The organism is Pseudomonas sp. GW821-FHT09E04 (assembly GCF_059416185.1).
Window position 1 is genome coordinate 288,784 of record NZ_JBWKOR010000008.1, and the last position, 11,977, is coordinate 300,760.

Genomic DNA, 11,977 nt, shown 5'->3' on the forward strand with positions numbered 1-11,977 from the left:
TTCCTCAGGCGTTGGCTTTGGCGGGCAGTACATCGTTGGCGATCATTTCGCCGAACGGCCCGGTGAGGTTGGTCACGCCGCGTCCGGCCAGGCTCGCATACGGCTCGGGCAACAGCGGGAACACCAACTCGGCAAAGCGGTAGGCCTCTTCGAGATGCGGGTAGCCGGAGAAGATGAAACTCTCGATGCCCAAGTCTGCGTATTCCTTGATTCGCGCCGCCACTTGTTGTGGATCGCCGACCAGCGCGGTGCCGGCCCCGCCGCGCACCAGGCCGACGCCGGCCCACAGGTTGGGGGCGATTTCCAGGTTGTCGCGGCGCCCGTCGTGCAGAGCGGCCATGCGCCGCTGGCCTTCGGAGTCGAAACGCGAAAAGGATTTCTGCGCGGCCTCGATGGTTTCATCGCTGATGTGTTCGATCAGTTTGTCGGCGGCTTTCCAGGCTTCTTCGGCGGTCTCGCGCACGATCACATGCAGGCGGATGCCGAACTTCACCTTGCGTCCGTGACGGGCTGCGCGCTCACGTACATCGGCGAGTTTCTCGGCGACGGCGGCCGGTGGTTCGCCCCAGGTCAGGTACACGTCGACCTGCTCGGCGGCCAGATCATGGGCCGCGTCGGAGGAACCGCCGAAGTACAGCGGCGGATAGGGTTTCTGCACCGGCGGATACAGGGCTTTGGCGTTCTGTACTTTCAGGTGTTTGCCTTCGAAATCCACCGCTTCGCCTTGCAACACGCGACGCCAGATCTTGAGGAATTCGTCGGTGACTTCGTAGCGTTCGCTGTGGCTGAGGAAACTGCCGTCGCCACGGTTTTCGTCGGGGTCACCGCCGGTCACGACGTTGATCAGCAAGCGACCGTTGGACAGTCGATCCAGGGTCGCGGCCATGCGCGCCGAGACCGTCGGTGAAATGATCCCCGGACGAATCGCCACCAGATAACGCAGGCGTTCGGTCAGCGGCACCAGCGCCGAGGCGATCACCCACGAATCTTCGCAGGAGCGCCCGGTGGGAATCAGCACGCCGTGGTAGCCAAGGCTGTCGGCGGCCTGCGCCACCTGTTTCAGGTAATTGAGTGTGACCGGGCGCGCGCCTTGGGTGGTGCCCAGATAGTGACCGTCGCCGTGGGTCGGCAGGAACCAGAAAACATCCATGAACAGCTCCTTAAGCGATTTTCAGCAACGGTTTGAAGTGAGTGCCAAACAGCGGCGCGGCGCGTTCGGCGGCCAGACGGATGCGCGCTTTTAGTTGCTCGCTGGTGATCTGGTAGTCGGCGAAATCGGCTTCGGTGGCGTACACGCCGATCGGCAGGGTCACGGCCTGGAAGAAACTGAACAGCGGGCGCAACTGATGATCGAGGACCAGCGCATGGCGTTCGCTGCCACCGGTGGCGGCGAGCAGCACAGGCGTGTCGATCAGCGCATTGAGATCAATCAGGTCGAACAAGTGCTTGAGCAGCCCCGGATAGGAGCCGCGGTACACTGGCGCCGCGACAATCAGCAGGTCAGCCTGTTCGATGGCTTGCAGCTCGGCTTCGATCTCGGCCGGTAGTTCCTGACGGGACAGCGCGGCGCCGAGCGGGCGGGCTATGTCACCGAGTTCGATCAAGTGACTCTCGACGGGCAAGTGCCCGGACAATTCGGTCAGCAGGGCCTGGGTCAGCACCAGGGTGCGGGATGGACGCCAGGTTCCGCCGGACAGGGCGACGACTTTCAGTGGACGCGACATGGTCAGTTCCTTTTTCAACAGTTGCTCGGCGAGCAGTGAGTAGTCACCGGAGCAGAGCAAGCGCTGTACCAATTCCTGTGAAGCCCGTATTCCGGGGCTTTGAGCGTTGTCGGTGGCTGCGCTCATGTGACTTTCAGGCCGGTTTGTTGAACCGCTGTTGCCTGGGAAACAGTTGCTGGAGCAACAGTGCCGAACGCGATGAAGGATTTATAAAGGCTGACTGTTATTCCGTAAAAGACTGTTAATTGATATTGATAGATCGTTTGTGAATATTCGGGACTGACCTGCCCGAATTCTGATAGCCACTATTGAGAGCGTTGATTTCTGCCGGAGCGTGCCCGGGCGTAGCCTTTCTCCATCGACCCACACTGCTCGCCAGGACGCTCCCATGAATCGTTTACTGACTGTTTCCCTGATGCTCGCTGTCTCTGTTCTCGCCGGTTGCGCGAGCCACGTTTCCCCGGAATTGCGTCCTTACACGGCGGAAGAAACCCGCGAGCTGGCGCTGGAAACCCTGAACCGCAGCGGCTTGTCGTTCGAGGAATACCACGCGAAGAAAGCCCAACTGCTTGGTCAGCCACAGAAGACTTTCGGGTTTGATAACAAGAGTGAAATGAGCGCGGAGCGGACCGTACAGCTGCACGGTCGTCCTAGCTGATTCGCAACTGTACTGCTCGAAGTTTTACCCAACTGTCCGTGGGTTTGCGCGGCGCCGTGGGATAGGGTCAACACCTGAATGACCCTGACGGACTGCCTGCCATGACCCTCTCGCTCGACCTGCTGCTGGGCTTTGCCCTGTTTGCCCTTGTCACCTCGATCACGCCGGGGCCGAACAACACCATGTTGCTGGCATCGGGCGTGAATTTCGGCTTTAACCGCACCATTCCCCATATGCTCGGCATTACCTGCGGCTTCTTTGTGCTGGTGGTGGCGGTGGGTTTTGGTTTGGGCGCGGTGTTCCAGACTTATCCTCTTCTTTATACGGTTCTGCGTTACGTCGGCGCGGCGTACTTGCTGTACCTGGCATGGAAAATTGCTCACTCCGGCCCGGTCGGGGAAAGTGAGTCAGGCGAGGCGAAACCGATCAGCTACCTCGGCGCGGCAGCCTTCCAGTGGGTCAATCCCAAGGCCTGGATCATGGCCATTGGCGCCATCAGCACCTACACGCCGATGCAGGGTTATTTCACCAACGTGATCGTGATTGCGGCGGTGTTTGCCATCATCAACTTGCCGAGCGTCGGCGTCTGGGCGGCGTGCGGGACCTTGCTGCGCAACGTACTGAAGGATCGTCGCTGGTTGCGGGTGTTCAACTGGGGCATGGCGGCGCTGCTGGTGATTTCGCTGTATCCGTTACTCCTTGAAAGCTTTAGCTGACGCAGTGCTACAACCGCCGGCCCGATGCCTGTTAAAGTCGCGTTCAGGAGCGTTCCTACGCACTTTTAATGAAGCCCTACTTCTTTAACGGCATCCGATCAGGTATTGATGACGCTCTCGAACCCGGGCGCAGCTCACAAGGCTGCGCCGTGCCGTTTGTAGACACGAGCTTCCTGATCCCGGAACACGCTCTGCGAGTCTTTTTATGAACACACGTCCGCTGTATTTCGATTACGCCGCCACCACCCCGGTGGATGAGCGGGTCATCCAGGTGATGATCGAGTGTCTGGGTTTCAACGGTAACTTCGGCAACCCGGCCTCCAGTTCCCACGCCTTCGGCCAACAGGCTCGAAAAACCGTCGAGAACGCCCGTCAGCAAGTCGCCGAACTGGTCGGCGCCCAGGCGCAACAGATCGTCTGGACCTCCGGCGCCACCGAATCCAACAACCTTGCTCTCAAAGGCGTGGCCCAGGCCCGTGGCGTGTCCGGCGGCCACATCATCACCAGTCAGATCGAACACAAGGCCATCCTCGACACTGCCCGGCAATTGCAGGACGCCGGTGTCGCCGTGACCTATCTGGTGCCGGACGCCGACGGCCTGATTACTGCGCAAGCGGTCAGCGAAGCGATGCGCGACGACACCTTTCTGGTGTCGTTGATGCTGGTCAACAACGAACTCGGCACCGTCAACGACATCCCGGCCATCGGCGAAGTGGTGCGTGGACGCGGGGCGTTGTTCCACGTCGATGCGGCCCAGGGCGCCGGCAAGGTCGCGATCGATCTGGCGCAATGGCCGGTGGACCTGATGTCGTTCTCGGCACACAAGCTCTACGGCCCCAAAGGCATCGGCGCGCTGTACGTCGGCCCGCGTGCGCAACAGCGCTTGCAGGCGCAGATTCACGGTGGCGGCCACGAGGGCGGATTGCGTTCCGGTACGCTGGCCACTCACCAGATCGCCGCGATGGGCTCGGCCTTTGCCCTGGCTGCTGCGGCTTTCGAAGACGAGAAACAAACCATCGTCGCGTTGCGCGAGCGCCTGCTCGAACAACTGTTGAGCCTGCCCGGCGTACGCCTCAACGGCAGCGCCAGCCAACGTATCCCGCATACCCTGAGCCTGACCTTCAGCGAAGGCGAGTTCAACCCGGCGGCGCTGAGCCATTCGATCGCGTTCTCTGCGACTTCGGCTTGTAACTCCGCCAGCAACACACCGTCCCACGTGCTGCTGGCATTGGGGCACGATGCGCATTTGGCTGGTCGTACCATTCGTCTGAGCCTCGGTCGTTTCACCACCGCCGAGGACATCGACAAGGCTGTAGATCTGATCAAGACCGCCTGCGCCAGTGCTCCGGCATTCTGGGCGACAGGGCTTTAACGAGCCGACTTCGAACGGCACCGAACAATAACGATGAAGTGATTGGCAGGAGACACGATGAGTACCCAGACTTTGACCGAAGGAACGGTTCCCCAGCGCCTGGCGCACACCCGCGAACTGATGCGTCGCGAAGGCATCCACGCACTGTTGGTGCCGTCCGCCGACCCGCACCTGTCGGAATACCTGCCGGGTTACTGGCAGGGGCGGCAGTGGTTGTCGGGTTTCCATGGCTCGGTGGGGACATTGATTGTCACCACTGATTTCGCCGGGGTCTGGGCCGACAGTCGTTACTGGGAACAGGCGACCAAGGAACTTAAAGGCAGCGGCATCGAGCTGGTCAAGTTGCAGCCGGGCCAGCCAAGCCCGCTGGACTGGCTGGCCGAGCAGACGCCGGAAGGTGGCGTGGTCGCGGTCGATGGCGCGGTAATGGCCGTGGCGTCGGCGCGGACCCTGGGCAGCAAGCTCGAAGCGCGCGGCGCCAGCCTGCGGACCGACCTCGACCTGTTGAACGAAGTCTGGAGCGACCGTCCGGGCCTACCGAACGCGCCGATCTATCAACACTTGCCGCCGCAGGCGACCGTCAGCCGTGGCGAGAAACTCGCCCAACTGCGTGAAACCCTGCAGGAACGCGGCGCCGATTGGCACTTCATCGCCACCCTCGACGACATCGCCTGGCTGTTCAACCTGCGCGGCGGCGATGTGTCGTTCAACCCGGTGTTCGTTTCTTTTGCCTTGATCGGTCAGCAACAAGCCACGCTGTTTGTGGCCTTGAGCAAGGTCGACACTGATCTGCGCGCAGTCCTGGAAAAGGATGGCGTGACCCTACGCGACTACAGCGAAATTGCTGACGCCTTGCGTGCGATCCCGAACGGCGCGAGCCTGCTGGTGGACCCGGCACGGGTAACCAGCGGCCTGCTGGGCAACCTCGACAGTGGCGTGAAACTGGTCGAAGGCCTGAACCCGACCACCCTCGCCAAATCACAAAAGAGCCCGGCGGATGCCGAGCACATCCGTCAGGCGATGGAACAGGACGGCGCGGCGCTGTGCGAGTTCTTCACCTGGCTGGAATCGGCCTGGGGTCGCGAGCGCATTACCGAGCTGACCATTGACGAGAAACTCACGGCGGCCCGTGAGCGTCGTCCGGATTATGTGTCGCTGAGTTTCAACACCATCGCTGCGTACAACGCCAACGGCGCGATGCCGCACTACCACGCCACCCCGGAAGAGCACGCGGTGATCGAGGGCGACGGCTTGCTGCTGATCGATTCCGGCGGCCAATACCTGGGTGGTACCACTGACATCACTCGTATGGTGGCGGTCGGCACGCCGAGCGAAGAACAGAAACGCGATTGCACCCGAGTGTTGAAGGGCGTGATTGCGTTGTCCCGTGCGCATTTCCCGAAAGGCATCCTGTCGCCGCTGCTGGATGCGATTGCCCGTGCGCCGATCTGGGCCGAAAACGTGGATTACGGCCATGGCACCGGTCACGGCGTGGGTTATTTCCTCAATGTGCACGAAGGTCCGCAGGTGATCGCCTATCAGGCTGCGCCAGCGCCGCAAACCGCCATGCAACCTGGAATGATCACCTCCATCGAGCCGGGCACTTACCGTCCGGGCCGCTGGGGTGTGCGCATCGAGAACCTGGCGATGAACGTTCTGGCTGGAAGCAGCGAGTTCGGCGAATTCCTCAAGTTCGAAACCCTGACCCTGTGCCCGATCGATACCCGTTGCCTGGAACCGTCCTTGCTGACGCAGGAAGAGAAACAGTGGTTCAACGCCTATCACGCCGAAGTGCGCGAGCGTTTGAGCCCGTTGCTCAGTGGTGAGTCGCTGGCGTGGTTAAACACGCGCACGGCCGCTATTTAAGAGGTTGAAGCTCGGGCGCTGCTGCCAGCGCCTGGGTCATGTAATCGACAAACGCGTTGACCCTGGCGGACTGGCGACGGTTCGCCGGGGACACCGCGTGTATCGGCAGTGATCGGGTCTGGTAGTCCTGCAACAGGGCGACCACTCGACCGACCTTCAAATCCTCGCTGAACAGCCAGATCGGCGACAGCGAAATACCCAACCCTCCCAAGACCATTTCACGGATTGCCTCGGAGTTGTTGCTCTGTGCATTGCCTTTGATGCGCACCTCGTAGCGTTGTCCGTCCTTTTCGTAAGTCCACAGATTCTGCGATTCGAGCAGGTTGAATTGCAGACAGTTGTGCTGCGCAAGATCCCGCGGCGATTGCGGATGTTCATGGCGTTGCAGATAAGCAGGTGCCGCGACGGTGACGCGATGGGTGGTGCCGATTCGACGGGCGATCATGCCGCTGTCGTTCAACTCGCCGATGCGCAGGCTGACATCCAGGCCTTCGCTGACCAGATCCAGGTTCTCGTCGTTCAGATGCAGGTCAATCTGCACTTGCGGGTAGCGCTCAAGAAAACCGGGCAGGCGCGAGGCGATGTGTAGCCGACCGAAGCTGACCGAGGAGCCGATCCGCAGCGACCCGGCCACCGTTTCTCTGCCGGACTGGAAGCTGTGTTCGGCAGCATCCACGGCTGCGAGGATATTTCGGCATTCGTTGTAGTACCGCTGCCCTTCATCGGTCAGCGACAACTTGCGTGTGCTGCGGGCAATCAGCTTGCCGCCCAGCTGGATTTCAAGGGCGCGCAGAACCTTGCTGATGGTGGGTTGGGTGGTCTGCAGCTCCCGGGCCACGGCGGAAAAACTGCCCCGCTCGACCACCCGGACGAAGATTGCCATTGCGTTGAGCTTGTCCACGGAGCGCCTCATTCATGCTGGTTTGGCATGATCACTATAGTCATTCGGCGTCTTATCGGCATGAGTCGGTTGGGAGAACATGGCTTCACTTTCTCCCACAGGAATGACCGAAATGACTGACTCACTGCACATGCGCGCGCTGATGGTGGACACCGCTAACGGTCCGCTACGCTTGGTTTCCCTTGAACGCCCCGTGGCCGGGGTCGGGCAGGTGTTGGTGCGGATCAAGGCCAGCGGTGTGAATCCGCTGGACCTGAAAATCCGTGCGGGGCAGGCCGCCCATGCCCGACAGTCGTTGCCGGCGGTGCTGGGGCTGGATCTGGCGGGGGTGATTGAGATGGTGGGTGAGGGCGTGCAGGGCTGGGCGCCGGGCGATGAGGTTTATGCGTTGGCAACCGGCATTGGCGGCGTGCAGGGTTCGCTGGCCGAATTTGCGGTGGTTGATGCGCTGCTTTTGGCGCGTAAACCGGCCAACCTGAGCATGCACGAGGCCGCAGGTTTACCGCTGGTGCTGATTACTGCCTGGGAAGGTCTGGTGGATCGTGCTCGGGTGAGGGCTGGGCAAAAGGTGTTGATTCACGGTGGTGCGGGTGGCGTTGGGCATGTGGCGGTGCAAATTGCCCGCGCGTTCGGTGCCGAAGTTTTTGCGACGGGGTCTGCGGGGCAGCGCGGAATTATTGAAGGTTATGGTGCGACGTTCATTGATTACCGCGAGATGTCGGTCGAGGACTATGTCAGCCAATACACGGCGGGGGAGGGGTTCGATATCGTTTATGACACGGTTGGCGGTGAAACGCTGGATGCGTCCTTCAAGGCTGCACGGATCTATCACGGCCATGTCTTGAGTTGCCTGGGCTGGGGGCAGCATAGTCTGGCGCCGCTGTCCTTCAGGGGGGCGACCTACTCTGGCGTGTTTACCTTGTTGCCGCTGCTGACTGGAAAGGGTGGCGAGCATCATGGCGAGATCCTGCGCCAGGTTGCCTTGTTGATCGAAGCTGGAGCGGTGAAGCCACTGCTCGATGCGCGTCGGTTCACGCTTGAGTCAGCTGGCGAGGCCCATGAGCTGCTTTCATCGAAAGCAGCCCGGGGACGTCTTGTAGTAGAGATCTAACGCAGGGCTTCTTCAACGAAGTCGAGCCGATCCTGACCGAAGAACAACTGGTTGCCGATGAACATGCTCGGCGCGCCGAAGACGCCACGCTTCACGGCCGTCTCGGTGTTGTCCTTGAGGGCAGCCTTGACCGCTTCATCATTGGTCAGTGCCAGTACCTGTTCAGGATTGAAGCCATGTTCGGTCAGCACGGCTGCCACCGTTGCCGGTTCATCGAGGCTGCGACCCTCAACCCACAGCGCTTTGAACAGGCAGTCGATGAACGCCAGAAAGCGTTCTGGATGACGCAGTTGAATACCTGTGACAGCGCGCATCAACATCAGGGTATTGATCGGGAAGTGCGGATTGAATTTAAGGGGCACGCCGTAGCGTTTGGCGTAGCGGTCCAGATCCTGAAACATGTAGCGGCCCTTGGCCGGGATCATCGCCGGTGAAGCATTGCCGGTGGCTTTGAACACGCCGCCCAGCAACATCGGGATATAGATCAGCTGGCTGCCGGTCTCGGCGCAGATTCCTGGCAGTTGGGTGTAGGCCAGATAGGTGGCGGGGCTGCCGAGGTCGAAGTAGAACTCCACGGTTTTGCTCATGGTCGCTGCACTCGTTGTTGTTATTGGAAGGGATTACCAGCGTTCGTTCCAGGGGCGCAGATCCAGCTCGAAGGTCCAGGCGTCCCTTGGCTGGCTGTGCAGGTACCAATAGTTCTCGGCGATATGCTCGGGATTGAGAATACCGTCCTGATCCTTGGTTGCGTATTTGTCGGGGAAGTTGCTGCGGATGAAGTCGGTGTCGATGGCGCCGTCGACCACGATGTGGGCAACGTGAATGTTCATCGGGCCGAGTTCCCTGGCCATGCTTTGCGCCAGTGCGCGGATGCCGTGCTTGGCCCCGGCGAATGCGGCGAAACCGGAGGCGCCGCGCAACCCGGCGGTAGCGCCGGTGAACAGAATGGTGCCACGTTGGCGGGTCACCATGCGCTTGGCCACTTCGCGGGCATTGAGAAACCCTGAGAAACAGGCCATTTCCCAGATCTTGAAATACTTGCGCGCCGTTTCTTCGAGAATGCTGCAAGGCACGTTGGCGCCGATGTTGAAAACGAACGCTTCGATTGGCCCGAGACGGGTTTCGATATCTTCGATCAGCGCAATGACGTCTTCTTCCTTGCGCGCATCGCAGGCAAAACCGTGGGCTTCGCCGCCGTCTGCCTGGATGGCTTCCACCAACGGTTGCAATTTGTCGGCGCTGCGCCGTGTGACGCAAGCGATGAAACCTTCCTTGGCGAACCGCCTGGCGATGGCGCCGCCTGTGGCATCACCTGCACCGACAACCAATACGACCTTCTTGTTATTCATGGGTGGATCCCTTTAGTAAACGATCGTTAAGTGAACGAACGTTATGCTAGGATTTGCTCAGCGTCAAGGCAGTCAATTGCGAGGATGAATGCATGCGGTACTCCGCCGGTCACAAGCTTGAAACCAAAGAAAAGCTGCTGCAAAGCAGCTCGCTGTCTGCGAAAAAAAGCGGATTTTCAACGATGGGTGTCGATGGCCTGATGAAGACGATCGGCCTGAGTGGCGCGGCGTTCTACAGTCATTTCTCGTCCAAGGATGCCCTGTTCGCCGCTATCGTCGAGCGCGAGTTGTGTCAGAGCCTGGAGCGGTTGGGTGGGCGCGGTGAGCAGGATCGTGAACGTTTGGAGCGATGCCTGAAACTCTATCTGAACATGGCTCATGTCGAGCAGCCTGAGCTGGGTTGCGCGTTACCTGCGCTGGGCGCTGAGATTGCTCGGTCGGATGTCGTCGTGCGGGAACAGGCCGAACTGTGGATTTGTCGGCTTCAGGAAAGTTGGGCGCAGATTCTGGAGAGCGACAGCCTGGCCTGGGCCATTCTGTCGCAATGTGTCGGGGCGTTGGTGGTGGCGCGGATGTTGGCGTCCCCGCAGATCCAGCAACGGGTGCTGGAGTCCAGTCACGAAGAGATCGGCCGCCAGCTCGCCGTTCAGCGAGCACAATAGCGGCGGCGGTTTATTTGCAGATGACGATCATGCTTCGGCTGGTATAGCCGGCGGGGTTGAGACCGAAGGGATAATCACCCGGCTCTTCCACCGCATCCCCGGACTTGGCGATGACTTTATAACCCTTTGGCGCACAGGAGTTGGCGGCACTGGTGTAGCACTTGTCCCAGGAGGAGGAGAGCCCTGAACAGTTGATGTGCAGCCCTTTTTTGCCGTGCTTTACCTGAGCCTTGGAGGTCGCCGCGCATCCCGAAATGGCGAGTACGGCGATCAGTATCAAAATTCGTTTCATTACCGTCCTTATGGCGGCCTCGAGTCTGGCGCTCGGGTCTGCCTGCATTCGCTCTCGCTTGACGCGTTCCGATGTCCCTATCCGAAAAAGTCCATATCTGGCACTGAGTTGCGAGGCTAAACATGGCCTAAATGAGCGGCAAATGCCAGACCTTCGTTACAACCGCTTTCAATCCGCCGCAATCACGGGCTTGGCATGGCTGCCCATGGTCATCGTTGCTCCGACGGAAGCCAGAATAATGCACAGGATGGCCATCCATTGTGACAAGGAGAGATATTCCTGCAGGAACAGCAGCCCTGATAGCGCACCAAATGCCGGCTCAATGCTCATCAGCGTACCGAAAGTACGAGCGGGCATGCGGGTGAGGGCGACCATTTCCAGGGTATAGGGCAGGGCTGTGGAAAGAATGGCGACACCAATGGCTATCGGGATCAATGCTGGCGTCAGCAATGCGGCGCCGGCGTGGACGATCCCGATGGGCGCAACGAACAGGGCTGCGATCATCACTCCCAGAGCTGCAGTCGTCACGCCGTTGTCAGCGCCAGCTTTCTGGCCGAAGAGAATGTAAAGCGCCCAGCAAACACCCGCACCAAGCGCATAGGCCACACCGGTAAGGTCTAGACCCGCTGTCGCTGCACCTGTAGGTATCAATAGCAGCAATCCGACGGCCGCGAGGGCAATCCAGAGGAAGTCGATTGCACGACGGGAAGCGTAGATGGCGACGGCCAGCGGCCCGGTGAACTCCAGCGCCACCGCAATGCCGAGCGGCACGGTGCGCAAGGACATATAGAAGAGGAAGTTCATGCCGCCCAACGCCATCCCGTACACGATCACGGTGCGCAGCGATTTGGCCGTCAGCTTTGCCCTCCAGGGTCTCAGCAATAGCAGCATGATCACGCTGGCGAACATCAGGCGTAGCGTCGTTGTGCCTTGGGCGCCCACGATGGGGAACATGCTTTTGGCCAGAGAAGCGCCAGACTGGATCGATGCCATGGCGATCAATATCAGGCCAACCGGAAACAGGATGGATACAAGACTGCGGGGTTGGTCGTTCATTGCGCGGCATCGTCCGATAGTAAAGGCAGTAGAAGGCACTAACTGAGTGATGGGCAATATACTGCGCATTCGCTGGTGTTGCGTCTATATATAAGCGGGCTTTTTGAGTCGACTGATAGAAAAATCAAATTAGGGGTTGACGGCAGATTCTGGAGGCCTATAATTCGCCCCACTTCCGGCGCAGTCGAAACGAAAAACTCCTTGAAACTCAATGAGTTACGCAGTTTTCGACAGCGGCTTGCTTCAGGTCATCGAAGCCTGGAAGGAGTT

The 11,977-nt window shown here is 60.1% G+C and carries 13 protein-coding genes; 6 read left to right on the forward strand and 7 right to left on the reverse strand.

Going from position 1 to position 11,977, the window contains the following annotated elements:
* Positions 1-4: 4 nt before the first annotated feature.
* Together ssuD and msuE are read right to left on the reverse strand one after the other, a co-directional pair.
* Complete coding sequence (gene ssuD, locus AC07N4_RS26910) at positions 5-1,150, reverse strand: FMNH2-dependent alkanesulfonate monooxygenase (protein WP_007955828.1); 1,146 nt, start codon at positions 1,148-1,150, stop codon at positions 5-7.
* Between the two features lie 10 nt (positions 1,151-1,160).
* Entirely contained in the window at positions 1,161-1,724 is a 564-nt protein-coding gene (gene msuE, locus AC07N4_RS26915) for an FMN reductase (protein WP_493066425.1), read from the reverse strand.
* Positions 1,725-2,112: 388 nt separating this feature from the next.
* Between msuE and AC07N4_RS26920 the strand changes: the two genes are divergently transcribed.
* The 4 genes from AC07N4_RS26920 to AC07N4_RS26935 all read left to right on the forward strand — a co-directional run bounded on the left by AC07N4_RS26920 (position 2,113) and on the right by AC07N4_RS26935 (position 6,336).
* On the forward strand, positions 2,113-2,382 hold the full coding sequence (locus AC07N4_RS26920) for a hypothetical protein (RefSeq protein ID WP_192558598.1): 270 nt from the start codon (positions 2,113-2,115) through the stop codon (positions 2,380-2,382).
* Between the two features lie 101 nt (positions 2,383-2,483).
* On the forward strand, positions 2,484-3,098 hold the full coding sequence (locus AC07N4_RS26925; protein ID WP_085710685.1) for a LysE family translocator: 615 nt from the start codon (positions 2,484-2,486) through the stop codon (positions 3,096-3,098).
* A gap of 205 nt (positions 3,099-3,303) precedes the next feature.
* The gene (locus AC07N4_RS26930) at positions 3,304-4,470 is read left to right on the forward strand and encodes an aminotransferase class V-fold PLP-dependent enzyme (RefSeq protein ID WP_493066417.1); all 1,167 of its coding nucleotides are present in this window, start codon (positions 3,304-3,306) and stop codon (positions 4,468-4,470) included.
* A gap of 57 nt (positions 4,471-4,527) precedes the next feature.
* A complete protein-coding gene (locus tag AC07N4_RS26935) occupies positions 4,528-6,336 on the forward strand; it encodes an aminopeptidase P family protein (protein ID WP_493066418.1) in 1,809 nt (602 codons plus the stop codon).
* On the opposite strand, the gene AC07N4_RS26940 is transcribed toward AC07N4_RS26935, so the two are convergent.
* Positions 6,329-7,237, reverse strand: a complete 909-nt coding sequence (locus AC07N4_RS26940; RefSeq protein WP_493066419.1) for a LysR family transcriptional regulator — start codon at positions 7,235-7,237, stop codon at positions 6,329-6,331. The two genes, AC07N4_RS26935 and AC07N4_RS26940, sit on opposite strands and share 8 nt — an antisense overlap.
* Positions 7,238-7,349: 112 nt before the next feature.
* Here AC07N4_RS26940 and AC07N4_RS26945 point away from each other — a divergent pair, with 112 nt between their 5' ends.
* Positions 7,350-8,348 (forward strand): zinc-dependent alcohol dehydrogenase family protein, encoded by a 999-nt coding sequence (locus AC07N4_RS26945; RefSeq protein WP_493066420.1) that lies wholly within the window; start codon positions 7,350-7,352, stop codon positions 8,346-8,348.
* On the opposite strand, the gene AC07N4_RS26950 is transcribed toward AC07N4_RS26945, so the two are convergent.
* Positions 8,345-8,935, reverse strand: a complete 591-nt coding sequence (locus AC07N4_RS26950; RefSeq protein ID WP_102620398.1) for a 2-hydroxychromene-2-carboxylate isomerase — start codon at positions 8,933-8,935, stop codon at positions 8,345-8,347. The genes AC07N4_RS26945 and AC07N4_RS26950 overlap by 4 nt on opposite strands.
* A gap of 33 nt (positions 8,936-8,968) precedes the next feature.
* Positions 8,969-9,697 (reverse strand): SDR family oxidoreductase, encoded by a 729-nt coding sequence (locus tag AC07N4_RS26955; protein WP_096821144.1) that lies wholly within the window; start codon positions 9,695-9,697, stop codon positions 8,969-8,971.
* Between the two features lie 92 nt (positions 9,698-9,789).
* Here AC07N4_RS26955 and AC07N4_RS26960 point away from each other — a divergent pair, with 92 nt between their 5' ends.
* The gene (locus AC07N4_RS26960) at positions 9,790-10,359 is read left to right on the forward strand and encodes a TetR/AcrR family transcriptional regulator (protein WP_096821145.1); all 570 of its coding nucleotides are present in this window, start codon (positions 9,790-9,792) and stop codon (positions 10,357-10,359) included.
* Between the two features lie 10 nt (positions 10,360-10,369).
* Here the strand turns inward: AC07N4_RS26960 and AC07N4_RS26965 are convergent, their stop codons facing one another.
* Both AC07N4_RS26965 and rhtA read right to left on the reverse strand, forming a co-directional pair.
* A complete protein-coding gene (locus AC07N4_RS26965) occupies positions 10,370-10,651 on the reverse strand; it encodes a hypothetical protein (RefSeq protein WP_096821152.1) in 282 nt (93 codons plus the stop codon).
* 168 nt (positions 10,652-10,819) lie between these two features.
* Positions 10,820-11,707, reverse strand: coding sequence for a threonine/homoserine exporter RhtA (rhtA, locus tag AC07N4_RS26970; protein WP_493066421.1), 888 nt, complete (start codon positions 11,705-11,707; stop codon positions 10,820-10,822).
* Positions 11,708-11,977 lie beyond the last annotated feature (270 nt).